The organism is Thioclava electrotropha, from assembly GCF_002085925.2.
In the GTDB taxonomy this organism is placed as follows: Bacteria; Pseudomonadota; Alphaproteobacteria; order Rhodobacterales; family Rhodobacteraceae; genus Thioclava; species Thioclava electrotropha.
This window is the reverse complement of record NZ_CP053562.1, coordinates 4,185,348-4,209,912: the sequence shown is the minus strand read 5'-3', so window position 1 is coordinate 4,209,912 and position 24,565 is coordinate 4,185,348. Positions and strand designations below refer to the sequence as shown.

Genomic DNA, 24,565 nt, shown 5'->3' with positions numbered 1-24,565 from the left:
ATCCGATCAGGATCAGCGTTTGATATTGGTGGTTTCCTGCAGCATCTCGTCGACCGTCTGGATTACCTTGGCGTTGGACGAGTAGGCGCGCTGCGTCTGGATGAGATTGGTCAGTTCCTCTGCAACATCGACCGTCGAACCTTCGCGAGCGTAGCCTTCGATCGACCCGGTCGGACCGTCACCGGCATTCCACAAGAAGAAAGAGCCGGAGTTCGAGGAGACTTCGAAGATCTGATTGTCGAGCGCGATCAGACCGTTCTGATTGGGTACATCGACGAGGGGGATTTGATAGACCGTGCGAATGAACCCGGTGTCGTAGGTGGCTTTGATGTAGCCATCCTCATCGATTTCGACAGCCGTCAGATTGCCGACGGGCGAGCCGTCCTTCGTGATCGATGTCGGCGAGAAGCTGTCGGAGAGCTGCGTCAAACCGTTGGTGTCGCCGATCTTGCCGATGGTGACGCTCAGCGGACCGCCAGCTACGGAGAGATCGAGCGTCCCGGTCGAGGCATCGTAGGTACCACCTGCGATAACATTGACCGAGGCGAGTGTGCCGCCGCTGCTACGGCTGTCGTCGAAGGTCAGGACATAGCGACCGATGACGCTTTCATCGGTCGCAGGGGTGCCCGGGTCATCCACCGTGGCGCTGTCGCGAATGACCATAGCCCATTCGTTCGATGCGCCGGTGGCCGGGACCGTGGGGTGGAACGTGATGTCCAGGGTTTCGGATGTTCCGAGATTTCCGAAATACTCGACAGAAAGTGGTAGCGTGTCACCGGCAGATCCGGCTTCGGTATCTGTTGCGGGCAGGTTGACCCCGAGATTAAGCGTCGTTGTGGGGTCGCCTGCCGTTTGGTTGGCGTTGATCACCACCGGCTCCATCCCGGACATGGTGTCGCGCGCGAAGGTCGGGATGGTGCCATCGGCACTGGCGGGCCAACCGAGCAGAACAAGCCCGGATTCCGTCATCAGTGTCCCGTCGACATCGGTGCGAAACGCGCCGGTCGTGGTCATCTTCAAAGGTTCGTCCCCCGTCGAGTTATCGAGCGCCACGGCCGTCATGACGGGCAGCATACCGCGTCCGGAAACCGCGATGTCGAGCGCGTTCGAGGTAGAGACCAGCGAGCCTCTCTCTTCGATGAGGCGACTCGTGGAGGCACGGACGCCGCCAGCCGAATAGGAGCCAGTCTTCGCCGCCTGATTGATCACCATGCTTTCGAATTCGGTGACGGCGCGCTTGTAGCCGTATGTACTCGAATTCGCGATATTGTCCGAGATCGTGGCAAGACGTGTGGCATTCGCGGCCAAGCCGGCCACGCCCGCGTTGAGCGAGGAAGAAATGGACATGGATGCGCCTTTCTGCTGCTGCGTCCGAAGTTCTTCCTACCTTTGCGCCCGGGTGTTTAAGATCGCCCTAACAGGTCTGCCTTTTTCGACCCGTGGTTACCATTTCGCTAAGACGCGCCTCACCGGCCATTGCGTAGCACGATCACTTCGAGACGGTTGTTGCGCAGGTCCATCGCACGCTCGACCTTGGGCTTGCGATCGGCGAAGCCGCTGACGCGCTGCATCCGATCGGGGGGGAAGCCGGCCTCGTCCAGCAATGTCCGCATCGCTTGCGCGCGTGCGGCGGAAAGCTCCCAGACCGGGTCATGGGCCAGCATTTTCGGGTAGGATCTCGTGTAGCCGTTGATCGCGATGTTGTTTGAGACGAGCGAGAAGACCCGCGTCAGGATTTTCGCCAGATCGGGGAGAACCGGCTGCGGCTTGGCGGTGTCGCCGACGAAAAGCGGCGCGTCGGGCAGGTCGGAAATCTCGATGATCAGACCCTCGTCGGTCACGCGGGTCACGATGTGGCGTGCGAGCTGCTCGCTGATCATCGACTCGCCACCCACGCCCATCAGAGCTTGCTCGATCGCGCGCGCCATCTCTTTCAAGCTGGCCGTGTCGCTGTCCTGTGTGTCGTCCGCGGAGTTTTCGCCGCGGGCCTGACGCTCTTCGGTCGGGCGTTGCGAGACGGCACCGGTGCCGCTCTGTGCAATCTGGTCCTCTGAGAAGACGGAATCCCCGCCGAAAGCGCCTTCTCCGCCACCGGAGATGCGATTGATCGGGATCGTCGGATTGAAGTAATCCGCGATGCCCTTGCGTTGTTTCTCGGTTGTCGCGTTCAGCAACCACATCAGCATGAAGAAGGCCATCATCGCAGTGACGAAATCGGCATAGGCCACTTTCCACGCCCCACCGTGGTGCCCGTCGCCTGCGACAACCTTCTTACGCTTGATGATGATTGGCGCCGCGTTTTCGCGGTTGCTCATTCCACCACCTCTTTTCACCCGCGTCCGGTATAGTAGGTGCGTGTTAACAGGCGATTGACGGATAAAATGCGAGCCATCGGCCTCTTCCCTTGTCGTGGCGCGGCCAATCGCTAGATTTGGCAGATGAATGGGCATCCGAACACAATGACAGTTGACCCGGCCGACCTGATTGCCTGTCCGCAATGCGACGCGCTCTATCGCGCGACGCATCTGCCCGATGGCAAGCGGGCGACCTGTGTTCGCTGTGGAACAGTGCTGATTTCGCCCCGCGAGAGATCGTTTCTACATGTCGTCGCCTTCTCCTTCACCGGGATGATCCTGATGATCGGGGCGATCTTCTTTCCCTTCCTCGAGATTTCGACCCGCGGGCTGAGCCATGAGAGCTCTATCTTCGGCGTTGCGATGGCATTTTCCGACGGATGGATCGCGCCTCTGGCCTTCTTCGTGCTGTCGATGATCGTGGCGCTGCCGATCTTCCGCTTCGCTGCGCTGATCTACACGCTCTGGCCGCTCGCCAATGGCAAACCCGCCTGGAAACATGCCGCGACGATGTTTCGCCTCGCCGAGGAAAGCCAGCCTTGGGCGATGGCGGAGATCTTCATCATCGGCACGGCGGTGGCGCTGGTGAAACTCGGCGGTCTCGCCAAGGTGTCGCTCGGCCCCGCCTTCTGGGCTTTCTGCGTTCTCATCATCGTGATCGCGCTCAAGAACTCCTTTGTCAGCAAATGGACGATATGGGACGCGATCGAACGAAAATGAATGTGCTGACCGCCACCGATGCCGGCTTGATCGGCTGCACCCGCTGCGGCCGGGTCTGGACCCCGGATAATGCGCATTGCGAACGCTGCGGCGCGACGCTGCACAAGGTCGACAAGAGCGGGCTGCAGCGCGTCTGGGCGTGGTGGATCGCGGGGCTGATCTTCTACATTCCCGCCAATCTCTACCCAATGCTGGTCACGGCGACGCTGGGCAATGAGCAGAAAAACACCATCGTCGGCGGCGCGATGGAGCTGTGGCGGCATCACAATTACGGCGTGGCGCTGATCATCTTCGGCGCCTCGGTGATGATCCCGATCGGGAAATTCATCGCCATTGCCTATCTAGCCCTCGCGGTCGGAAACGAGCGCCGCAAAGGCGGCCCTCCGCATCTGCATCTCTACGAGGTGGTGGAATTCATCGGCCGCTGGTCGATGATCGACGTCTTCGTCGTGGCGATCCTCTCCGCACTGGTGCAGCTTGGTTTCGTGGCCTCGATTCATCCCGGCCCTGCCGCCGCGTCTTTTGCCCTCTCGGTTGCATTCACCATGCTATCCGCCCAAAGCTTCGACCCGCGCCTGATCTGGCGCGGCCCTGACAGAGTGAGTTCATGAACGACACCCCCGAGACCGGCCCGGCCGAGCTGGAAACCTCCAACGCTCCGCGCCCGATCTGGACGCGGCTTTCCGTCGTCTGGATCGTGCCGTTGATCGCCTTGCTGATCACGCTCGGCGTCGCATGGAAGACGGTCTCGGATCGCGGGATGCTCATCCATATCAACTTCAAGGATGCGACCGGGGTCGAGATCGGCACGCCGCTCAAGTTCCGCGATGTCGATGTCGGCAAGGTGGAGAGCGTCTCGTTCACCCCCGATCTGGAGCAGGTGCAGCTCGGCGTGCGCATCGACAACGAAGTTGCGCCGTTCGTCGATCAGGATGCGAAATTCTGGCTGGTCCGCCCCGAAGTGTCGGCGCGTGGTATTCAGAACCTCGGGACGGTGCTGTCGGGCACCTATATCGAGGGCTTCTGGAACAATAAGCCCAACGGCCAGCAGAGCATGTTTCAGGGTCTCGACAAGCCGCCGATCTCCCCCGATCCGACCAAGGGTACCATCATTGAGTTGCGCGCGAAGGATGCGGGCGGGATCGTCGATGGGGCGCCGGTGCTCTATCATGGGCTGACGGTGGGCCATCTGCAGAACCTGCGGCTCGACGATGACGGGTCCGGCGTGATCGTGGATGCGTTCATCGAAGCCCCGTATAATAAACAGCTGACGACCCAGACCCGGTTCTGGGACACGTCGGGCTTCTCCGTGAAATTCGACACCTCCGGTCTCAGCCTCGACGTGCGCTCGCTCGCGACGCTTGTGCAGGGCGGGGTGGAATTCGACACGTTCACCAGCGGCGGCGGGATCGTCGAGAATGAACACGCCTTCCGTCTCTACGACGGCAAGGACACGGCGGAAAACTCGGTCTTCCAGTCGGACGTGGTCGACCCGCCGAAATACACGCTGCTCTTCGACGACCCCGTGCAAGGGCTCGAAGTCGGCTCGAAAGTGCAGTTCCGCGGCGTCGAGGCAGGTGAAGTTACCGGGCTTGCGATCAAGATCCGCAAGGACAGCACCGGCCAGAGCTATGCGCAGCAACAGCTGACGATCGCGCTGTCGCCGGACCGGCTCGGCCTGTCCCGCGACGCCGGGGAAGAGGCCGTGACGCAGTTCCTGCAGGGCGAGATTCAAAGTGGGCTGCGAGCGCGGATCGCGAATATCGGGCTTCTGGGCGGGACGACGGTGATCGAACTCACCGATGTGCCCGATCTGCCAGACGCCGAGATGAATCTCGACGCCAAACCCTATCCTACTCTGCCGACCGCACCTGCGGCCGAGAACGATCTCTCGAAATCGGCGCAGGGCGTCTTCAAGCGGATCGAAGGGCTGCCGATCGAGGAGGTGATGAGCTCCGCGATCCGCACATTGGATTCGATTTCGGCCGTGGCCGAGAGCGAGGAAACCCGAAAAGTTCCGGGCGAGTTGTCCGGCCTGCTGGAGCAGCTCAAGACCTTCACGACCGAGCTGAACAAGAAGGATGCCGCGGATAAGACCGTGGCTGCGCTCGACCGGGTGACGGAAGCGGCGTCCTCCGTGCTCGAGGAAATCTCGGGCCTCGACGAGACGCTCTCTTCCGCAGATCGCGCCGCGACGGCCATCGCCGATATGCCGCTCAAGGATGTGGGCGATAAACTCGACACGATCCTCGCCAGTATCGACCAGCTTCTGAACAAGCCCGGCACGCAGGACCTGCCGCAATCGCTCAACGACACGCTCGAGCAGACCGCGGCGATCCTGACCCAGCTGAAGGAGGCGAATGCTGCCGACAAGCTGAACCAGACGCTCGATGCGGCGCAGAACGCGGCGGATTCGGTGTCGAAAGCCTCGGATCAGCTGCCGGAACTGACGCAGAAGCTGCAGTCGCTCGTCGATCAGGCGGGGGCACTGGTCGCGACCTATGGCCGTGGCTCCAACTTCTCGAACGAAACCCTTAGCACCTTGCGCGAGTTGCGTCGGGCGATCTCGAATATCGGCTCGCTCGCGCGTATGATCGAACGCAATCCGCAGTCCTTCATTCTGGGCCGCTGACAGGAGATGACGATGAAAGCTCTAAGCCTGATCCCGCTGTGCCTCCTGGGCCTCGCGGCGTGTTCCGATCCCGAGAAGATCGCGCGCTATCCAATCGACCCACCCACCGCCGAGAAGGCGCTGCCGAACCGGCTGGGCCGGGCCGAGCTGCGGGAAGTGTCGCTGCCTGACTATGCGGGCGGGCAGGAGATCGCGTTCCAGACTGCGGACGGGGCGCTGCGGTCGAACCCCGACAATCTCTGGGCGGATGATCCGGCGCGGTCGGTGACGCTGGCGCTCGCGCGGCAAATCTCGTCCCTCTCGGGTGCCACCGTGATCTCCGAGCCGTGGCCGCTCGCCGATCCGCCCACGCGCAAGATCGAGGTGCGGATCGAGCAGATGCTGCCGGGCGCCGACGGGCTGCTGCATGTTGCGGGCGTCTATTTCGTCTCGGCGAATGGCTATGAGCGTAGCGGAGACACGGTGCGGCGGTTCGACTTCACGGTGCCGATCGCCTCTCAGGAACCGCAGGCCATCGCCAAGGCGAATAGTGCGGCGGTGACGATGCTCGCGCGGCAGATCGCTCAGCTACGCTGATCGGTTGAAGCTTTAATCAGCTGCGCTGATCGGGAAGGAAGCGCCCGAACTGGCCACCCGCGAAGAGCAGGGGGTCGGTCCCGGCGCCTTTCACGAAGCGGGTGACGCGACCGATGATGATCGTGTGATCGCCGCCATCGTGGCGCGCCTCGGTCACGCATTCGAACCGGGCGAGCGTGTCGTCGATCAGCGGGACGCCCGACGCGTTCAGCCGGTAGGACAGACCGTCGAATCCTTCGCCGCGCTTGGTGAACCGCTTGGCCAGCGCCTCCTGATCGTAGCGCAGCACATGCACGGCAAAAGTGGGTGTCGCCGTGAAATGCGCATGTCGGAACGAAGAACGCGCCGCCGACCACAGGATCAGCGCCGGATCGAGCGAGACCGAGGCGAAGCTGTTCACCGTCATCCCGACAGGCTCTGCCGCGTCTTCATGCGCACAGGCGGTCACCACGGTCACGCCGGTCGCGAATTGCGCGAGCGCATCGCGCAAAAGCCGCGTATTCGCCGGGTCAGGCTGGTGGCCGTGGCCCTCGCTCTCGGCGCGGCCCATTGCGGCTTCGATATCATCGCTTTCGCGCATCGGCTCTCCTTTGCGCTCACACATAATCGTGCAGGCGGGGAGAGCAAGGCTCAGCGTTCCAATCCGATGAGCTTATCGAGAGAAAGCCGCCCGGGGCCCTTCATCAGAACCGTCAGAAGCGCGATGGCCCAAAGCCCATGCGTGACCCACGCGCCGGGATAGACGAAGATCTGGATCACCAGCGTCATCGCCAGAAGCGCCAGTGCCGCGAGGCGGCTGCAAAGGCCGAAGATCAGCAGCAATGGGAAGAAATGCTCCGCGAAGGTCGCAAGCACCGCCGCCCATTCATGCGGAATGACGGGCAGGTCGTATTCGTATTGAAAGAGGGTGAAGGTGGAATCCTTGATCATGAACCCCTCCACCTTGGTCCGGCCGGACATCCAGAACACCATCGCCGGAAAGAGCCGCGCTCCGATCAGAACAATCTCCTCCGGGAAGCGCTGGGCTACATCGGAAAACCTATGATACAGCCGGAATAGACCCTGTTTTGGCGTTTTCACCTCGATCGTATCGGTCATGACTCGTCTCCTGTTTCGATGCCCGCGCCGACGATCAGCGCATTTTCCACCAGCAGCAGAAGCGCTGCGTTGAGATCAAAATCCGCTCCGGCGCGGTCTTGTGCGCGGGCGACGGTTTCGCCTGCGGAGAGGGCTGAGACGAAGCGGCCGGTCGAGCTACGCACGACGGAGGTGATCACATGAGAAATCCCGCGCCGCGCAATCAGCAGCGTCTCCGGTCTCCATTCCTTCGCCCGCGGTGGAGCGGGACCGCCCGGTTGTTGCGAGGTCCAGATCGAACCGGCGGGCGTCAGCAGCTGAAGAACCTGCACCGACGGATGCAGATCGAGGCACAGGTCAGTGCCCGCGCGTGTGGCTGTCTCTTGCAGGCGTTCCGGCGCAATAGGCTCTGAATCTGCGGCGTGATAAGCCCGGCTGCGCGCCCATTCGATGCGGGCGACGTCGGGCAGATAGCTCAGCGATTGCAGCGAAGGTTCATCGGCGAGATAGGCCGGAAACGCGCCGCCCCATTCGGTCAGGACGGGCGTGCGCGGCGGGTGCTCGGCGATATAGGCCCGGGCGAGCCCCCTGAAGCAATCCGCGCCAAGAAGCCGTTCGATCGCCGGGAAATGCCGCGCGAGGGCCTGTGTCAGCCCGTGGGCCACGTTGTTGCGATAAACGTCGAAGCGGCGCTCGATTTCGGCCGGATCTTGGGCGGTCGCGTTTTGCGGCGCGGGCCCGCCGGACAGGCCCTCGCGGAACCCGCGGGCGAAGTCACGATGCGAGGGCATGGTGGTCACCCGACAGGATCATCGACGCACGCTTGGCCTCGGCCATCAAAGTGGCGAAGTCCGGCACGTCATTGTCCCATTCGATAAGGCTCGGTAGCTGCCCGGTTTTAGAGACTGTTTCAGCGTAAAGCGCCCAAACCGGCTCCGCGACTTCGCGCCCGTGACTATCGATCAGTAGGGGCCCGGAGGGCAGCTCTTCCTTTTCATGGCCCGCCAGATGGATCTCGCCGACCCGGTTCAGCGGGAACGCGTCCAGGTAAGCGCGCGGATCCTGTCGGTGGTTCACACAGGACACGAAGACATTGTTCACATCGAGCAGCAATCCGCAGCCGGTCCGCGCGCTGATCTCGGTCAGAAACTCTGTCTCGGGGATGTCGGAATCGTCGAAGAGCACATAGGTCGCCGGATTCTCCAGCAGCATCCGGCGGCCGAGATGCTCCTGCACCTCATCGACGTGATCACAGATCAGCGACAGTGTTTCCGCCGTGTAGGGCAGGGGCAGCAGATCGTGCATCCAGACGCCGCCATGGCTCGCCCAGGCGAGGTGCTCCGAGAAGCTCTCGGGGTCGTATCGGTCGCACAGCAGCTTGAGCCGCGCGAGGTGGTCGCGATCCAGCGGATCGGGCCCGCCGATCGAGAGGCCCACGCCATGCACCGAAAGCGCAAAATCCGCGCGCAACCGTTCCAGCATCGCATGCGGCATCCCGCCCGCGCCCATGTAGTTTTCCGCGTGGACTTCGAAGAAACCGAGATCCGGTTTCGTCTCTGTTATGGCGGGAAAATGCTCTGGCTTGAAGCCGAGGCCCGCTTTGCGTGGCAGTGTCATGGCAGCCTCCATCGGTGAGGAAACGGGGCGCGCGCCTCTCGCACGCCCCGCTTGGGATCACATCTCCTTGGGTTCGAGCGAGCCCATGCCGTGCGGCGTCTCGATCTCGGTGCAGGTGCCTGCCGGGACGAGTTTCCAGGCGTTGCCCTGATAATCCATCGTCGCGGTGCCGGCGCAGGTGGTGCCGGGCCCGGCGGCGCAATCGTTCTGCCCGGCCATCGCGACGCCGTAGCATTTCTCCATCGCCTGATCTTCGGCATGGGCGGCGCTGGCCAGCCCCATCGCGCAGGTCAGAGCAGTTGCAAAGCCAAGGGTGGTTTCGGTCTTCATGGTAGTCTCCCTGATTGGTTGGGACCGTTGCGGTCCTGATCACCTTTCGCGAGAGGTCACGCTGGCGTTACGCACCTCACGCCAGCGTGAACGAAAAAAGTTTTTCTATCGGGCTGTAACGAAGGCATGATCGCGAACGAAGGGATGGCGATGATGCATGATCGGCGAGCAGATTGGTCGCAGCTCCTGCGGGCTGCGAATGCGGGCGACAAGCGCGCCTACGGTCTGTTCCTGCAGGCCGTGACCCCGGTGTTGCGGTCTGTCGTGCGGGCGCGCGGTGCCGGGCTGTCCGAAGCCGATTGCGAGGATGTCGTGCAGGAGGTGTTGCTCGCCATCCATCTGAAGCGTCACACGTGGCGCGAGGATGAACCGGCGGCGCCGTGGTGCTACGCGATCGCTCGGCACAAAGTGGTCGATGCGTTTCGGAAGCGGGGGCGACGTATCCATCTGCCGGTGGAGGATTTCGCCGAGATGTTGCCCGCCGCTCCAGAGGCCGATCCCACGGAAAAGGCCGATATAGAGACGTTTTTGACCCATCTCGAGCCCCGCGCCGCGCAGCTGGTGCGCGCTATCGGGCTCGAAGGGAAAAGCATCGCGGAAACTGGCGATGCGTTAGATATGAGTGAGGGAGCGGTGCGCGTGATGCTGCATCGTTCGTTGAAAAAACTGGCCGCGCTTCGCGAGAGGCTGATCGAGATATGAAAACCGAAGACCTGATATCCGTATTGCAACAAGACACGTTGCCCGATCCGCGCCCGAAGCAGGTGCTTGGCCGCTGGCTTGTGCCGGCTCTTCTGCTGTCGGCACTGTTCGTGATTTCGGTCTATGGGCTGCGTTTTCCGCTGGAACAGACCCTTATGACGCCGGAAATCGCCCCGAAATTCTACCTGCCACTGGTCTTGGCCGTGCTTGTGACGCCGATGGCGGTGCGCCTGGGACGGCCGACGGCGAAAGTCTCGACCGGGTGGCTCTGGATTTTCCCGGTGATCGGGGCAGCGCTTTTGGCTTATGCCTTCCTGACCACGCCCGAGGGCCAGCGCATGGCGGATTTCGAGGGCGAGACGATCCTGCCCTGCCTGATCTCCGTGCCGATGCTGTCCCTCCCGGCGCTCGGCGCGCTCCTTGTCAGCCTGCGCAAAGGGGCGGTGACGCGGCCGGCTCAGGCCGGGGCGCTGGCGGGGCTTGCCGCCGGGGGCATGGGCACCGCGATTTACGCCTTGCACTGCACCGAGGACAGCCCGCTGTTCTACGTAACGTGGTACGGGGCGGGGATCGTCATCGTGATGCTTGTGGGGGCTTTGCTCGGGACGCGGGTGCTGCGTTGGTAGACCCTAATCCGGCCAAAACGCCAGATTTTCGATGAATTTCTCATGCAGGGTCGGGTTGGCGACGACCAGTCCGCTTGATTGCGGCGGGGAGCGGTTGAATCGCAGTGCGCGCCCGTTGCGATCCGTTGCCAGAAGCCCCGCGCGTTGCGCGATCAGGCTCGCCGCGGCGATGTCCCATTCCCATGCCGGACGCAGCGAAATCGTCGCATCGAACCGGCCTTCCGCCACCAGACAGAGCCGCCATGCCAGCGAGGAGCGGAAATGGCGGTGGTAATCCGGCTGGGCGTGCCGCCAGAAGCTCGGATTGTCGGAGAGTTTCGATGTCAGGACCGTCGCGCCCGTGAGCGCTTCTTGCGTTCCGGGCCGGAGCTGCTCCCCGTTCAGGCAGGCCGGACCGTCGATCGTCGCGGAATAGGTGAGATCGTGAACCGGCAGATGCACCACGCCCGCAACGACCGCGCCATCGCGCACCACGGCCAGCGCATGGGCGAAACCACCGTCATGAGCGAGGAAGGCGCGCGTGCCGTCGATCGGATCGACGATGAAGGTCGAGCGCGCCTCAAGACGCGCCGGATCGTCGGTGCTTTCCTCCGACAGCCAGCCGTAATCGGGCCGGGCGCCGCGCAGACGCTCTTCCAGCAGCGCGTTCACCGCCAGATCGGCCTCCGAGACCGGACCGGCCCCGTCGCCTTTGTCCCAGGCTTCGGGCGCCTTTTTCCAGTATTTCAGGGCAAGCGCACCGGCCTCTTTCGCGGTCTCGATCAGAAGGGGAAGATCAGTCTCCGGCAAGCGTCATTCCTTCGAGGAGAAGTGAGGGCACGATATGGCTCAGATGCATCCGCGCGTCATTCGCGGGCCGGATGCTGCGGAGCATATCGCGCAGGTTGCCCGCGATGGTGCATTCATTGACCGGATAGACCGGCTCGCCGTTTTCGACCCAATAACCCGAGGCCCCGCGCGAATAATCGCCCGTGTTGGGGTTGATCGTGGCCCCGATGAAAGAGGTCACGAGAAGCCCGGTGCCCATCTCGGCCATCAGTTCCTCGCGCGTCTTGTCGCCTTGGGTCAGGGTCACGTTGCCGATGCCGGGCGAGGGCGGCGAAGAGGTGCCGCGGCTGGCATTCGCGGTCGATTGCAGCCCCAGCTTGCGCGCGCAGGCGAGGTCGAGCGTCCAGCTTTTCAGCACACCGTTCTCGACGATGGCGCGGCGCGCGGTGGCCAGACCCTCGGCGTCGAAGGGGCGCGAGCCGGAGACGCGCTTGCGATGCGGCTCCTCGATCAGCGAGAGGCCTTCGGGCAAAACTTGCTCGTCCAACGCGTCGCGCAGCCACGAGGCCCCGCGACAGATTGCCTGCCCGTTCACCGCCGACAGAAGATGCCCGATCAGGCTGCCCGAGACGCGTTCGTCGATCAGCACCGGATAGGCACCGGTTTTCGGGCGGCGCGGATTGGCGCGGGCCGCGGCGCGTTCGCCCGCCAGACGCCCGATTTCCTGCGCGCTGGGCAAATCGGCTTGGAAGATGCGGCTCTCGGCGGCCCAGTCCCGCTCCATCCCCAGCCCCTCGCCGGAAATCGCGACGGCCGAGACGACGCGCGAGCTGCGATCATAGCCGCCCGCGAAACCGTTGGAGGCCGCGACATGGACGCGCCGATAGGAATAGGCGGCGGAGGCGGATTGCACCTGGGTGACGCCTTCGACGCCAAGCGCCGCGGCCTCGGCCTCGAGCGCGTCACTTTGCAGCGCCTCGGCGGAGGGTTCGGCGCTCGGATCGGCCAGTTCCATGCCTTGCGCATCGCGGCGGTCGGTCAGCTGCGCCGGATCGGCGAGCCCGATGAAGGGATCTTCGGGCGCCTCGCGGGCCATCGCGATCGCGCGCTGCGCCATTTCCTCGAAGGTGCGGGAAGAAATATCGGAGGCGGACACACAGGCCTGTTTGCCGCCGAGAAGGACACGAAGCCCGATCTCGACGCCCTCCGACCGCTCGGCCTGTTCAAGACGGCCTTCGCGGACATCGATCGCAACCGAGCGCCCATCGACCGCAATGGCATCGGCGGCAGGCGCACCTGCGCGCTTCGCGGCCCCGAGCAGCGACTGGGTCAGATCGGAGAGGGAGGGCTTGGTCAATTTACACCTCGTGAGAATAACGAAAGCCGCCCGGAGACCCGGACGGCTTCTCGCCGTGGGTTTCAGTCTTTACTGGACGCGTTGGCCGTTGACGAGGATTTCCCCGCCATCCTTGAACTCGACCTGCGACTCGTAGGCATCGTCGCCCGTGGGCTTGGCGTAGAGGCCGAGCATCATCCGCCCGAACATGATCTGATCCTGCGGCACGAGCCCCATCGCAACCAGCTTGTCCATCAGCGCATTCGCCCCGGTCAGCGTCAGGTCGATCTTGCCCGTGGGCATCGGCATCGGCCCGCCATTCTTCAGCTCGAGCGCGCCTTTGCCGTTCAGATCGGCGCCGACCATCGACAGCTTGATGTTGTTGATGTCGACGGTGTCGACCTGCATCGGCGGTGCGTCCATCGCGGCGGCGGCCGGGCTGAACAGGTCCTCGGAGAGCTTCATCTTGCCCGAGAGATCGACCTGCAGTGTCGCCGGGTCATGGGGCAGATCGCCGTTCGGGTCGAACATGGCCCAGATATTGTCGGAGACGGTGACGCCGTTGAAGCCAAGCTTCGCCTTGTAGTCCTGCGCCTCATCCGATTTCGCGACCGGCATCGCGAAGCTCATGTCCGCCGACTGGATATCTGCGGTGATCGGGAAGGGCAGTTCGGGCGTCGTCATCTCGATATGGCTGGAATTGCTCTGGCCACCGAAGGACAGACCGTCCTTCGACATCGCGATATCGAGCTTGCCGCCCTGATCGGTGGACTTCTGATCGACCTTGCCGTCGGGACCGTCGGCGCTCACCGTCCAGTTCGAGCCGGCATAGGTCATCGCAAGATCGAGGTTCGCTCCGGCGTTGAGCGCCTCGTCGAGCTTCTCGGAATCGATGCCCTTGGGCATCGCGAACGTTCCTTCATAGGCGAGGTCGTTCATCTGGCCGTTCATGTTGAACGTGCCGCTGCCCTCGGGATCGGCACCCGACGCGGTCAGGTCCAGCGTTCCGATGGACATCTTGGAATCGACCGAATGCATGTCGCCGTCGACAACGTGGTAATTGCCCTTGGTGTTCTCCAGCGAGAAGTACATTTTGACCGGCACGTCCTGCCCCTCGGCGGTGACGGTCTGGTCGAGATCCATCGTCATCTTCGGCGCGTCGATATCGTAGGTCAGGTCGCCCGGCGAGCCGGATACGATGACTTTGCTGTCGGTCTGGGTCATCGTCATCTTCATGGCGATGTCCGAGGTGTCGGTGCCCGGCTTGCCGGTCATGTCGCCGGTCATCGTCTCGGGGAAGACGGTCTCCACCGTGCCGTCGCCAAGATCGCGCAGTTTTAGTTCGGGCAAGTCGAGCGTGAGGCTCATGTTGTCGACATTGCGCACCATCTTCACGTCGGAGACGGTGAGCGTGTCGCCCTCGCGGTTCTGGCTCCCGACCATCACCTCATAGCCGTAGGTCTGGTATTCGGATTGCCACGCCTGCCAGACCTGCTCCGCGGTCACATCCGCAAAAGAGGCCGTGGTGGACAGCAGCGAAACCACAACGGCGCCGGAACCGACGGTTTTGAGCCATGCCATAAGAGGGGTACCTTTCCACTGAGAACCAAGTCGCGCCATCCTCCTTTGGGTCAGGCCGATGGTCAAGCCTTCCCGGGGCTGCTAGATGGGTTTCACGGGAGTTGTGAGGAGGCTGGGAATGATCCGCCACGAGATCGAGAACGGGCTGTGGCGCGTGACCATAGACCGGCCTGAAAAAGCCAATTCGCTGACCGGTGCGATGCTGGGAGAGATCGCCGATCTGGCCGAGCGTGCAGGGCGCGAAGAGGCGCGGGCTTTCGTGTTGAGCGGGAATGGCAAGGTCTTCTCCGCCGGGGCCGATCTGGACGAGGCGAAATCCGGTACACTGGCGACCGATCCGGTCTGGGAGCGGCTTTCGGGCGCAATCGCATCGCTGCCCTGCCTGACCATCGCGGCGCTCAATGGCACGCTGGCCGGGGGCGCGATGGGCATGGCGCTGGCCTGCGATCTGCGCATCGCCGTGCCGGGCGCGAAGTTCTTCTATCCGGTGATGAAGCTCGGCTTCCTGCCGCAGCCCTCGGACCCTGCGCGCATGGTCGCGCTGGTGGGGCCTGCGCGGGCGAAGATGATCCTGATGGCGGGACAGAAGATCGAGGCCGAAGAGGCGCTGAGCTGGGGGCTGATCGACCGGATCGTGCCGCGCGAGGCGCTGGACGAGACGATCGAGACGCTGACCGCCGATGCACTGGGCGCGCGGGCGGTGCATGTCGCCGGGATCAAGGCGCTGATCCGCTAAAGCGAACGGCCCGGACAGGCCGGGCCGTGGGTCGTCATAAGTTGCGCGAGGTGCTCGCGATCAGGCGTAGACGCTTTCTTTGCCGAAATGCTTGGTGAGCATGTAATAAATCACGGCGCGATACTTGTTGCGCTCGGACCGGCCATAGGTCTCGATCACGCTGTCGATCGCATCCATCAGCGCCGGGCTGTCCGAGAGGCCAAGCTTCTTGACGAGGAAGTTATCCTTCACGGTCTCAAGCTCTGCCTTGTCCGTCGCCGCGACGGTCGAAGAATCCGCATTGTAGATCGAGGGCCCGCAGCCGATCGTTACCTTGGTCAGAAGATCCATGTCCGGGGTCATGCCGCATTTGGATTTCAGATCCTCGGCGTATTTCTCAATCAGCTCGTCTCTTTTACCCATGTGTCCCACCTATCAGGTTGCTCTGCCCAGAAATGAAGGCAGCCGCAGGGTAAGCCGAGATAGTGAAATTACAAAGCGTAAATCCCGGGACGCGCGCGCCTCAGCCTCCGCCGCGACAGGAGACGCATTGCGTGAAGGTCGGGTCGAGTTCGAGGCGCTTCTCGGGGATCGGCTCGCCGCAACTGTCGCAATAGCCGAATTCGTCTTCCGCGATGCGCTGGAGCGCGGCCTCTATCGCGGTGATCCGGTGCTGACGGCGGCCATCGACCGCATTGGCCATCGCCTGGTTCTGCAGCGCATCCATGCGCGACAGCCGCCCGACGCTTTGCTGGTCCAGCTCGACGGGTTTGCGGGTCTGCGCGGTATCCTGCGATGCGCTGCGCAGCTCGGCCAGCTCCGCCTCCAATTGTGGTTTGAACCGCGCGGCAAGGTCTTCGGGTGTCATCGCTCTCCTCCTGTCCCGAGGAAAACCGATCATGGCCTGCGTTGCACGTAAAAAGGCCGCACCTGAAGGCGCGGCCTTTGAAATCGCGATGCGATCGGGTCAGTAGCGGTAATGCTCGGGCTTGAAGGGCCCTTCGACCGTGACGCCGATATAGTCGGCCTGATCGGGCTTGAGCTGGGTCAGCTTCACGCCGATCCGCTCCAGATGCAGGCGGGCGACCTTTTCGTCGAGATGCTTGGGCAGGATGTAGACGCCCGGCGCATAGTCTTCGCCCTTGGTCCACAGCTCGATCTGCGCCAGCACTTGGTTGGTGAAGCTCGCCGACATCACGAAGCTCGGGTGGCCGGTGGCGTTGCCGAGGTTCAGCAGGCGGCCTTCCGACAGCAGGATGATGCGCGAGCCCGAGGGCATCTCGATCATGTCCACCTGGTCCTTGATGTTGGTCCACTTGTGGTTCTTCAGGTTCGCGACTTGAATTTCATTGTCGAAATGGCCGATGTTCCCGACGATCGCCATGTCCTTCATCTCGCGCATATGCTCGATCCGGATGACGTCCTTGTTGCCGGTGGTGGTGATGAAGATGTCGGCGCTGTCGACGACGTCTTCCAGAACGACGACTTCGAACCCGTCCATCGCGGCCTGCAGCGCGCAGATCGGATCGACCTCGGTGACCTTCACGCGAGCGCCCGCGCCGCGCAGCGAAGCCGCGGAGCCTTTGCCCACATCGCCGTAACCGCAGACGACGGCGACCTTGCCGGCCATCATCGTGTCGGTGGCGCGGCGGATGCCGTCCACGAGGCTCTCTTTACAGCCGTATTTGTTGTCGAATTTCGACTTGGTGACGGAGTCGTTCACGTTGATCGCCGGGAAGGGCAGCAAGCCCTTCTTGTGCAAATCATACAGGCGATGCACGCCGGTGGTGGTCTCTTCCGAGACGCCCTTGATCGCGTCGCGCTGCTGGGTGAACCAGCCGGGGCTCGCCGCGAGGCGCGTCTTGATCTGGGCGAACAGCGCCTCTTCCTCTTCCGAGGTGGGCACTTCGATCAGGTCGGGCTCGCCATTCTCGACGCGCGCGCCGAGCAGGATATAGAGCGTCGCATCCCCGCCATCGTCGAGGATCATGTTGCAGGTGCCTTCCTCGAACTGGAAGATCTGGTCGGTATAGGACCAGTATTCCGCAAGCGTCTCGCCCTTGATCGCGAAAACGGGCGTGCCGCCCGCCGCGATCGCCGCGGCCGCGTGATCCTGCGTCGAGAAGATGTTGCACGAGGCCCAACGTACATCGGCGCCAAGCGCCTTGAGCGTTTCGATCAGCACAGCGGTCTGCACGGTCATGTGCAGCGACCCCGCGATGCGTGCGCCTTTGAGCGGTTTGCTTTCCCCGAATTCCGCGCGGCAGGCCATCAGACCCGGCATTTCGGTTTCGGCGATGTCGAGCTCCTTCCGGCCGTAGTCGGCCAGAGCGATATCCTTGATGACGTAATCGGCCATGTGCGGCTCCCAATCTGAATTTGGAAGCTATGTAGCACTGGGACCGTAAAGCGGCAATGAAGGCCGATCACGATCAGGTTGCGGGAAGAATCCCTTCGCGATGCAGGAGCGCCACCGGGTTATTGCCACGCTTCCAATCGGTGCCCGAGGACACGATGCAGGAGACGTTGTCGGCACGGGTGTAGACCGCAGTCCAAGTGCCCATAATGCTCGAGGCGTAAAGCTCGACCTTACGGTGATCGCCAAGCTGCTTCATCATCGCGGGCTTCTCGGCGAAGTCGTGATTGAGCGAGTCCACGAGCTTCGCGCGGTTGTCGCAATAGGGCTGATCGGGTCTTTGCGCCTCGCCGATCGCGGTGACGTTGTCGAAGGCCGACAGATCGCCATAAGGAATTTCGGACGGAATATCTTCCATCGGGCGACCGTCGCCCTCGTAGCCATCCAGCATGACCTGCCGCGCCGATTCAGCTTGCGGGGCGGGCGTCACAGCCTCGTCGCTGCGTACGGCGGCGAGGGCAATGGTAGCGGGGATCGAGATAATCGCGATCCCGGCGGCAAAGAACGTAGTTTTCGAGGTCTGCATTTTGGCGTCCCCTTTTTCTCTCCGTGTCAAGCCAAGAACACACTCCGCGCGAAAATGTTCCTCAATCTGTGGCGTTTACAGCTGCAATGGCTTTGGCTAGTCACAGATACGCGCTGCATGAGAGGGGCGAATGGAGATCAATCTGGCCTGTTCGAAACCTGCGCAGCACCGCAAGGCGATCGCGTTTTGCTGCGATGACGCTTACCTGCCTTATGCCGCACATGCGGCGGGACAGATCGCGCAGCTCCACCCGGATCGGGATTTCGATATCTGCATCGTCAGCGCCGAACCGGTGACGCTTCCGGCGTCGCTCGAAGGATTGAATCTGCGGCTGTGCAGTTTCGATCCCGAGCTGATATTTTCGGGTTTCTCGACCGATCGGGGACGCAGTTCGGCCATGTATATGCGCCTCATGCTGCCGAAGATTTTCGCGGATGATTATGATCGCATTCTCTATCTCGATGCCGATATTCACGTGGATAGCGGCGATCTTTCGCGGCTGCTGACGGTTGAACTCGGAGGGAAACCGGTCGGAGCAGTGCGAGACAATCCGCAATGGCGGACGCCGTCGCGGATGCCGGAAGATTTCAAGGATTTCGATCTAGAGAATGCCGCCTATTTCAATTCCGGCGTGCTGCTGATCGACGTGGCGAACTGGAATGCCCAAGGCATTCTCGACGCGGCGCTGAGTTTCGGGGAAAAGAACGGCGCCCGCCTGCGCCGGAATGATCAGACGCTTCTCAATTGCGTTCTCTATCGCAACTGGGCGGAGCTCAGCCCGATGTGGAACTGGCAATATACCCCGGCCTCGCGGCTGCATGAGGCGATGGTCAGCGCGCATATCGTGCATTTCATCGGCCCGTCGAAACCGTGGAAAGCGCGACCGGAAACGCTGCCGCCCCGGTTCGGGCGGGCTTTGCGCCATTTCTGCGCCGTGCATTTCCCGGAGCGGCGCTTCGATATTCCCGACGGTCCCGGACCGGGCAGTAAGCTGATGACGAAAATGCTGGTTCGACATCTCATCAATCGAAACAAAATGGCGCGCTATCTCGCGCGCTTTCCCGACGACTATACGGTGATCACATGAAACGCGCTTGGCAACGGATGCTGTCGGGGCGCAGGCTCGACCTGCTGGACCCGACGCCCGTCGATATCGAGATCGAAGATATAGCGCATGGTCTGGCTTTCGTGGCGCGCTGGAACGGTCAGACTTTCGGCGACTGGCCCTATTCCGTGGCCGAGCATTCGCTGCTGGTCGAGCAGATTTTCTGCCATCAGAATCCGAAAATCGCCGCGAAATGGAAACTGGCGGCGCTTTTGCACGATGCGCCGGAATATGTGCTGGGCGATATGATCAGCCCGGTGAAGGCGGCGATCGGTGAAGGCTATGGCACGCTCGATGATCGGCTGATCGCGGCAGTGCATATACGCTTTGGTCTACCCGCAGCGCTCCCGGTGCGAATCAAACGCGCGATCAAAAAGGCGGATATCATCTCGGCGCGGTTGGAAGCCGAACAGATCGCCGGATTTTCCAAGGTCGAGGCCGACAAGGTTTTCGGAAAGCTCGCGCCCGAATATGCCGAAACCTTCAAAATACATCTGCGACCGCCGTCGGAGGTGCGCACGGATTATACCGCACGCCACGAAGCGCTTTTGTCAGAGCTGTAATACGAGTGTCTGCAATTCCGGCAGGCACTCGTATTCAAAAATACTTATTTGTTTCTCAGATCTTCAGATCGTCGAGCGATTTACCATTGTCGAGAGCGGCTTGCACCCAACGCGGCTTACGGCCACGACCGGTCCAGGTTTCGCTGGCATCGTCCGGGTTTGCGTATTTCGGCGGCACGGTGCGGCGCGGTTTGGCCGAACCCGATCCGGTCAGTTCTGCCAGCGAATAACCCATATCACGGGCCGCGCGCTCAAGCTGATCGATCGCTTCTTTCTTCTTGCGATCCTCGTAGCCGGAGATCGCCTTGTCGACTTGCTTACGAAGAGCTTTCAGCTCGTCGAGGGACATATCATCTAGATTCATTTTAAAGCTCCGAATTGGATATCCGGAGCATTAAATAGAAACCTTAAATATTTAACAACCTAACCAAAACGTCAGCGAGGGCTTCTCTTAGCCAAAATCCGCTGAAGGGTCCGGCGATGCATATTCAGGCGGCGCGCTGTTTCCGAAACATTCCGGTCGCAAAGTTCGTACACCCGTTGAATATGTTCCCAGCGCACGCGATCCGCGCTCATCGGGTTTTCCGGCGGCGGCGGGGCAACCTCGCCTTTCGCCAATAGCGCATTTGTGACGTCGGTGGCATCGGCGGGTTTCGCGATATAATCGGTCGCGCCCATTTTCACGGCGGCCACGGCGGTCGCGATGGCCCCATAGCCGGTCAGCACCACGATCCGCGCATCGGCGCGCTTTTCGCGCAGCGCCTCGACCACGTCGAGCCCGTTGCCATCCTCGAGCCGCAGATCAATCACCGCATAGGCGGGCGGGTTCGACTGCACGATGGCGCGCCCTGCGGCGACGGTTTCGGCGGTCTGGGTCTCGAAGCCGCGTTTCTCCATCGCGCGGGCCAGCCGCGTGAGAAACGGTAGATCATCATCGACGATCAGAAGCGATTTGTCCGACCCGATATCGGCGCTGATGTCTTCAGCCATTATCGTAACTCCCTCTCGCCGAGTTTGACGCTTGGATTTGTTTTAAGCTGTTGCGCCTGCTCGGTCAATTTCCGGCTGCGCCGTCGGGATTGGCCTTTTTCCACGCATCGACGAAACAGGAGACGCTGTCGGCCATCTGCTCGGGCGTGGTGTCGCGGTTGTAGTATTCCGCGAAGCCTGTGTCCGGGAAGACCAGATAGCTTTGGGTCGAGTGATCGATCAGGGTGTAGGGGTCGCCCGGATCCTGCACTTTGAAATAGGTGCGGTATTCCTGCGAGACCTTCTTGATCTGCTCCGGCGTGCCGGTCAGCCCGATCATTTTCGGATGCATGAGATCGGTGAATTCCTTCAGCAGCTCGGGGGTGTCGCGTGCGGAATCGACCGAAATGAAGACCGGCGTCACCGAATAGCCGCGCTTTTCGAGAAGGCTTACGGCTTCGGCATTGCGCGCACTGTCGAGCGGGCAGACATCAGGGCAATAGGTATAGCCGAAATAGAGAATGCTCGGCTCGGTGATGACATCCGTATTCGTCACTGCCTTGCCGTTCTCATCGGTCAGAGTGAATGGACCACCGATTTCGCCCGCGCCGCCTGCAACGACGCTTTGCCGGCACTGCGCGAAAATATCGTCGTCATTGCTGCGGGTCGCGGCGAACCAGGTGACGCCCAGGCCGATGACCACGATCGCGGTCGCGGCGGCGGCGGAAATTTTCGCAATACGGTTCATATTGTCACTCCTCTCACGGCTGCATTGATCGCGCGGCGGGCGCCGATTATCAATGCTTTCATGCCGCCAATTCCGGCGATGTGCGCTTTGGACGCGGGAGACGACATGGCTCAACGCCTCGAGGCCCAACCCGGCCCGGCCGAGATTCACCACGACTGGGTGCGCCTCCGGACGCTGATCTTCCTGCGCTGGACCGCGATTGTCGGTCAGCTCGGCGCGATCTTCGTCGCCTATTTCGTCTATGATATCGCGCTGGATCTGGCGCTGTGCCTTGCCACGGTCGCGGCGGCGATTGCGGCCAATCTCGTGGCGATTTTCCTGTTTCCCGACACCAAGCGCCTGACCCAGCCCGAGGCGGCGGCGACGCTGATGTTCGACATGGCGCAGCTTGCGCTGTTGCTGTCGATCACGGGTGGGATGAACAATCCCTTCGCGCTGCTCATTCTCGTGCCGGTCACGATAGCGGCCACCGCGCTGGAGCGGTCGGCGACGATCCTGCTGGGCCTTGCGACGATGGTGATGATCTCGATCGTCGCGGTGGTCTATCTGCCGCTGGTTAGCAAGACCGGCGAGGTGATCGCCGTGCCCGACGTGTTCGAATTCGGCTACTGGCTGTCGATCATTATCGGCGTGGCCTTCCTTGGCGCCTATGCACATAAGGTCGCGAGCGAAGTGCGCTCCATGGGCGACGCGTTGCGCGCGACGCAGCTCGCCCTGACGCGCGAGCAGAAGCTGACCGATCTGGGCGGCGTCGTCGCGGCGGCGGCGCATGAGCTGGGCACGCCTCTGGCGACGATCAAGCTGGTGAGCTCTGAGCTGGCCGACGAACTCGAAGACAGCCCCGATCTGCGCGACGATGCGCTCTTGATCCGCGAGCAGGCCAATCGGTGCCGCGACATTCTCCATTCGATGGGCCGGGTCGGGAAAGACGACCTGCATATGCGGACCGCGCCCATCGTCGCCGTTCTGCGCGAAGCGGCGGACCCGCATCTGGAGCGCGGGATCGAAATTCACTTCGATGCCCATCCCATCGTCGAGGGGCTGGAGCGTCAGCCGACGATCTACCGCTATCCCGAATTGATCCACGCGCTGCGCAATTTCATCCAGAACGCCGTCGATTTCGCGCACTCCACGGTCTGGGTCGAAGCGGAATGGGACGACGAAGAGATCACCGTGCGGATCAGCGACGACGGCAAAGGCTATCCGACGAGCGTGCTCAACCGGATCGGCGATCCCTTCCTGCAGCCGCGTGCGAATGCGGCGGAGCGCAAAGGCTATGAGGGGATGGGGCTTGGCGTTTTCATCGCGAAGACCCTGATCGAGCGCACGGGCGGGCGGCTCACCTTCTCGAATGGTGACGCGCCTTTCGCGCCCGGCGCTGTAACGCCCGCGCGCTCCGGTGCGGTTGTGGAAGTCGTCTGGCCCGCCGCGCGTCTCGTGGCGCGGGACGACGCAGGTCTTGGGCTGAACCAGCCGATCGCGGTCTGACCGCCGTCCCTCTCTTGCCGCTCCCAGAGCGAAGTTAACGCTGAGTTAACGAATCTTTCGCACCCTCGGCCTGGGGACAGGTTTGAGAGGCCGAAAGACATGACGACTGCATGGCTTGAGGCGACGATGATCGCGCTTACCTCGGTAGGCGCGGCCTTGGTCGCGTTGCTGCTGACATGGCTCGCCGTGGGCCGCGCGCCAGGACGCAGACTGACCCCCGCTGCGCGAGAGGACGTCGAGGAGGTGGCCTTCCTGTTCGACGACGAGGCGCTTGTGGATGCAACGCCGCCTGCGCGGCGCTTGCTTGAGTCGATGCCTATCGGGGCGAGCGATTGGACACGGTTCACCGCTTTCGCCGCGCCGCGCTTTCCCGAATTTCAATCCCGCATCGGCCAGCTCGCCGATCTCGGGCGGCTTGAGATGACCGAGGTTGCGAGTGCCACCGACAAGCCCCGGCTCCGCCTCACCGTCGAGAATTTCAACGGTCTGGCGCGGATCACCCTCGTCGATCCTGAAGGGGAGGGGCAGGGCCAGCGCGTCGACAGTCTCTCTTTCCGCGCGATGGAAGACGAATTGGAGATGATGCGCACGACGCTCGACCGCTCGCCGGTTCTGATCTGGAGGACCGAGAAGGGGGGTGAGCTGAGCTGGGCAAACAGAGCCTATCTCGTGCGTGCAGGGGCTTTCGATGTGGGCGAAGAGGGGTTTGGATGGCCGCTGCCGAACCTGTTCACGCTACCGCCCGACGCATTCGACGGGAGCGGGCCGCATCGTCTGGAGATTGGCCCCGCCGCGCGGAGCGACACCGATGCCGCGACATGGTTCGACTGTCACTCCGTCGTTCTCGAACGCGGCACGCTGCATTTCGCCCTCCCCGCCGACGCTGCCGTGCGGGCCGAGAAGGCGTTGCGCGATTTCGTCCAGACGCTGACCAAGACCTTCGCCGACCTGCCGATCGGGCTCGCGATTTTCGACCGGGACCGGCAGCTGCGGCTGTTCAATCCCGCGCTGAGCGATCTTCTGCAGCTCGGGCCGGAATTCCTCGCCACGCGCCCGACGCTCTACGCCTTTCTCGACCGGCTGCGCGAAACCAAGATGATGCCCGAGCCGAAGGATTACCGAAGCTGGCGGCAGGAAATGACCGAGCTGGAGCAGGCTGCTGCCTCGGGGTTTCACGCCGAAACCTGGAACCTGCCGGGCGGGCAGACCTATCGCGTCACTGGACGCCCGCATCCCGACGGTGCGGTGGCGTTCCTGTTCGAGGACATTTCGTCCGAAACGTCTCTAACCAGGCAGTTTCGTGGTGAAATCGAGATGTCTCAGGAGGTGTTCGACCGGGTCGGCGACGCGATCGCGGTGTTCCGCCCCTCGGGCGAATTGGCGATGGCGAATGCCGCCTATGGCGCGCTTTGGGGTGTCGAGCCGGAGGCGACGCTTGGCCGGGTGACCCTGCTCGACGCGGTGAAGCAATGGCAGGCGCGCGCCGAACCCAGCGCCTTCTGGTCGTGGCTGCAAAATCTCGCCCGGGAAATCGGCGCGCGCGAAAACCTGACCGAAGAGATCACCCTGCTCGACGGACGGCATGTGACCTGTCAGCTGGAGACGCTTTCGGGCGGGGCGTTTCTCCTGCGTTTCCGCGCCGACGCGGCTTCCGGCAAGCCGCCGCCACGTCAGACGGGCACCACCGTCGCGCAGCAAGGCTAGCCGCTTGGCAAA

General features: G+C 62.6%; 28 protein-coding genes. 11 read left to right on the top strand and 17 right to left on the bottom strand.

What is annotated here, in order from left to right:
• Positions 1-12: 12 nt before the first annotated feature.
• Positions 13-1,347, bottom strand: a complete 1,335-nt coding sequence (locus tag AKL02_RS20110) for a flagellar hook protein FlgE (protein ID WP_083079443.1) — start codon at positions 1,345-1,347, stop codon at positions 13-15.
• A gap of 119 nt (positions 1,348-1,466) precedes the next feature.
• Positions 1,467-2,315 (bottom strand): flagellar motor protein MotB, encoded by an 849-nt coding sequence (locus tag AKL02_RS20105; RefSeq protein WP_083079442.1) that lies wholly within the window; start codon positions 2,313-2,315, stop codon positions 1,467-1,469.
• Between the two features lie 144 nt (positions 2,316-2,459).
• Between AKL02_RS20105 and AKL02_RS20100 the strand changes: the two genes are divergently transcribed.
• Genes AKL02_RS20100 through AKL02_RS20085 form a run of 4 tightly spaced genes read left to right on the top strand, consistent with a single transcriptional unit; the run spans position 2,460 to position 6,282 of the window.
• Positions 2,460-3,074 carry a paraquat-inducible protein A gene (locus AKL02_RS20100; RefSeq protein ID WP_232621678.1) on the top strand — a complete coding sequence of 205 codons (615 nt, stop codon included), beginning with the start codon at positions 2,460-2,462 and terminating at the stop codon, positions 3,072-3,074.
• Positions 3,071-3,685, top strand: coding sequence for a paraquat-inducible protein A (locus AKL02_RS20095; protein WP_232621677.1), 615 nt, complete (start codon positions 3,071-3,073; stop codon positions 3,683-3,685). Before AKL02_RS20100 ends, AKL02_RS20095 begins: the two co-directional genes overlap by 4 nt.
• On the top strand, positions 3,682-5,706 hold the full coding sequence (locus tag AKL02_RS20090) for an MlaD family protein (RefSeq protein WP_078551049.1): 2,025 nt from the start codon (positions 3,682-3,684) through the stop codon (positions 5,704-5,706). Before AKL02_RS20095 ends, AKL02_RS20090 begins: the two co-directional genes overlap by 4 nt.
• A gap of 12 nt (positions 5,707-5,718) precedes the next feature.
• Positions 5,719-6,282, top strand: a complete 564-nt coding sequence (locus AKL02_RS20085) for a PqiC family protein (RefSeq protein ID WP_165757038.1) — start codon at positions 5,719-5,721, stop codon at positions 6,280-6,282.
• 16 nt (positions 6,283-6,298) lie between these two features.
• Here the strand turns inward: AKL02_RS20085 and AKL02_RS20080 are convergent, their stop codons facing one another.
• The 5 genes from AKL02_RS20080 to AKL02_RS20060 form a co-directional block, all read right to left on the bottom strand.
• Positions 6,299-6,832 carry a flavin reductase family protein gene (locus AKL02_RS20080; protein ID WP_232621802.1) on the bottom strand — a complete coding sequence of 178 codons (534 nt, stop codon included), beginning with the start codon at positions 6,830-6,832 and terminating at the stop codon, positions 6,299-6,301.
• An 80-nt stretch (positions 6,833-6,912) separates the two neighbouring features.
• On the bottom strand, positions 6,913-7,380 hold the full coding sequence (locus AKL02_RS20075) for a DoxX family protein (protein WP_078541467.1): 468 nt from the start codon (positions 7,378-7,380) through the stop codon (positions 6,913-6,915).
• Complete coding sequence (locus tag AKL02_RS20070) at positions 7,377-8,150, bottom strand: HvfC/BufC N-terminal domain-containing protein (RefSeq protein WP_083079434.1); 774 nt, start codon at positions 8,148-8,150, stop codon at positions 7,377-7,379. The genes AKL02_RS20075 and AKL02_RS20070 overlap by 4 nt, the downstream gene beginning before the upstream one ends.
• Positions 8,134-8,976 (bottom strand): MNIO family bufferin maturase, encoded by an 843-nt coding sequence (bufB, locus tag AKL02_RS20065; RefSeq protein WP_108722437.1) that lies wholly within the window; start codon positions 8,974-8,976, stop codon positions 8,134-8,136. Before bufB ends, AKL02_RS20070 begins: the two co-directional genes overlap by 17 nt.
• A gap of 57 nt (positions 8,977-9,033) precedes the next feature.
• Entirely contained in the window at positions 9,034-9,306 is a 273-nt protein-coding gene (locus AKL02_RS20060; protein ID WP_078522705.1) for a BufA1 family periplasmic bufferin-type metallophore, read from the bottom strand.
• Positions 9,307-9,432: 126 nt separating this feature from the next.
• On the opposite strand from AKL02_RS20060, the gene AKL02_RS20055 reads away from it, so the two are divergent.
• Positions 9,433-10,008 (top strand): sigma-70 family RNA polymerase sigma factor, encoded by a 576-nt coding sequence (locus AKL02_RS20055; protein ID WP_232621676.1) that lies wholly within the window; start codon positions 9,433-9,435, stop codon positions 10,006-10,008.
• Positions 10,005-10,634: an NrsF family protein gene (locus AKL02_RS20050; RefSeq protein WP_083079430.1), complete on the top strand. Its 630-nt coding sequence runs from the start codon at positions 10,005-10,007 to the stop codon at positions 10,632-10,634. The genes AKL02_RS20055 and AKL02_RS20050 overlap by 4 nt, the downstream gene beginning before the upstream one ends.
• A gap of 3 nt (positions 10,635-10,637) precedes the next feature.
• Here AKL02_RS20050 and AKL02_RS20045 read toward each other — a convergent pair whose 3' ends face one another.
• The 3 genes from AKL02_RS20045 to AKL02_RS20035 all read right to left on the bottom strand — a co-directional run bounded on the left by AKL02_RS20045 (position 10,638) and on the right by AKL02_RS20035 (position 14,319).
• The gene (locus AKL02_RS20045) at positions 10,638-11,423 is read right to left on the bottom strand and encodes a 3'(2'),5'-bisphosphate nucleotidase CysQ (protein WP_078602445.1); all 786 of its coding nucleotides are present in this window, start codon (positions 11,421-11,423) and stop codon (positions 10,638-10,640) included.
• The gene (locus AKL02_RS20040; RefSeq protein ID WP_083079428.1) at positions 11,410-12,759 is read right to left on the bottom strand and encodes a TldD/PmbA family protein; all 1,350 of its coding nucleotides are present in this window, start codon (positions 12,757-12,759) and stop codon (positions 11,410-11,412) included. The genes AKL02_RS20045 and AKL02_RS20040 overlap by 14 nt, the downstream gene beginning before the upstream one ends.
• 69 nt (positions 12,760-12,828) lie before the next feature.
• Positions 12,829-14,319, bottom strand: coding sequence for a DUF2125 domain-containing protein (locus AKL02_RS20035; RefSeq protein WP_165757037.1), 1,491 nt, complete (start codon positions 14,317-14,319; stop codon positions 12,829-12,831).
• 118 nt (positions 14,320-14,437) lie between these two features.
• Between AKL02_RS20035 and AKL02_RS20030 the strand changes: the two genes are divergently transcribed.
• Positions 14,438-15,055, top strand: a complete 618-nt coding sequence (locus AKL02_RS20030) for an enoyl-CoA hydratase/isomerase family protein (RefSeq protein ID WP_083079424.1) — start codon at positions 14,438-14,440, stop codon at positions 15,053-15,055.
• A 60-nt stretch (positions 15,056-15,115) separates the two neighbouring features.
• Here the strand turns inward: AKL02_RS20030 and AKL02_RS20025 are convergent, their stop codons facing one another.
• The 4 genes from AKL02_RS20025 to AKL02_RS20010 form a co-directional block, all read right to left on the bottom strand.
• Positions 15,116-15,457 carry a DUF2853 family protein gene (locus tag AKL02_RS20025; protein ID WP_078522711.1) on the bottom strand — a complete coding sequence of 114 codons (342 nt, stop codon included), beginning with the start codon at positions 15,455-15,457 and terminating at the stop codon, positions 15,116-15,118.
• 100 nt (positions 15,458-15,557) lie between these two features.
• A complete protein-coding gene (locus AKL02_RS20020) occupies positions 15,558-15,902 on the bottom strand; it encodes a TraR/DksA family transcriptional regulator (RefSeq protein WP_078541458.1) in 345 nt (114 codons plus the stop codon).
• Positions 15,903-16,001: 99 nt separating this feature from the next.
• Positions 16,002-17,393, bottom strand: a complete 1,392-nt coding sequence (ahcY, locus tag AKL02_RS20015) for an adenosylhomocysteinase (RefSeq protein WP_083079422.1) — start codon at positions 17,391-17,393, stop codon at positions 16,002-16,004.
• Between the two features lie 73 nt (positions 17,394-17,466).
• Positions 17,467-17,976: a hypothetical protein gene (locus AKL02_RS20010; RefSeq protein ID WP_083079420.1), complete on the bottom strand. Its 510-nt coding sequence runs from the start codon at positions 17,974-17,976 to the stop codon at positions 17,467-17,469.
• Between the two features lie 130 nt (positions 17,977-18,106).
• Here AKL02_RS20010 and AKL02_RS20005 point away from each other — a divergent pair, with 130 nt between their 5' ends.
• A complete protein-coding gene (locus AKL02_RS20005) occupies positions 18,107-19,063 on the top strand; it encodes a glycosyltransferase family 8 protein (RefSeq protein WP_232621675.1) in 957 nt (318 codons plus the stop codon).
• Entirely contained in the window at positions 19,060-19,644 is a 585-nt protein-coding gene (locus AKL02_RS20000) for an HD domain-containing protein (RefSeq protein WP_083079418.1), read from the top strand. Before AKL02_RS20005 ends, AKL02_RS20000 begins: the two co-directional genes overlap by 4 nt.
• A gap of 55 nt (positions 19,645-19,699) precedes the next feature.
• On the opposite strand, the gene AKL02_RS19995 is transcribed toward AKL02_RS20000, so the two are convergent.
• The 3 genes from AKL02_RS19995 to AKL02_RS19985 form a co-directional block, all read right to left on the bottom strand.
• On the bottom strand, positions 19,700-20,008 hold the full coding sequence (locus tag AKL02_RS19995; RefSeq protein ID WP_078541453.1) for an H-NS histone family protein: 309 nt from the start codon (positions 20,006-20,008) through the stop codon (positions 19,700-19,702).
• 71 nt (positions 20,009-20,079) lie between these two features.
• Complete coding sequence (locus AKL02_RS19990) at positions 20,080-20,634, bottom strand: ActR/PrrA/RegA family redox response regulator transcription factor (protein WP_078522717.1); 555 nt, start codon at positions 20,632-20,634, stop codon at positions 20,080-20,082.
• 64 nt (positions 20,635-20,698) lie between these two features.
• Complete coding sequence (locus AKL02_RS19985; protein WP_083079416.1) at positions 20,699-21,361, bottom strand: SCO family protein; 663 nt, start codon at positions 21,359-21,361, stop codon at positions 20,699-20,701.
• Between the two features lie 105 nt (positions 21,362-21,466).
• Between AKL02_RS19985 and regB the strand changes: the two genes are divergently transcribed.
• Complete coding sequence (gene regB / locus AKL02_RS19980; RefSeq protein ID WP_083079414.1) at positions 21,467-22,849, top strand: sensor histidine kinase RegB; 1,383 nt, start codon at positions 21,467-21,469, stop codon at positions 22,847-22,849.
• 99 nt (positions 22,850-22,948) lie between these two features.
• Positions 22,949-24,553, top strand: a complete 1,605-nt coding sequence (locus AKL02_RS19975) for a PAS-domain containing protein (RefSeq protein WP_083079412.1) — start codon at positions 22,949-22,951, stop codon at positions 24,551-24,553.
• The last annotated feature ends 12 nt before the right edge of the window (positions 24,554-24,565 follow it).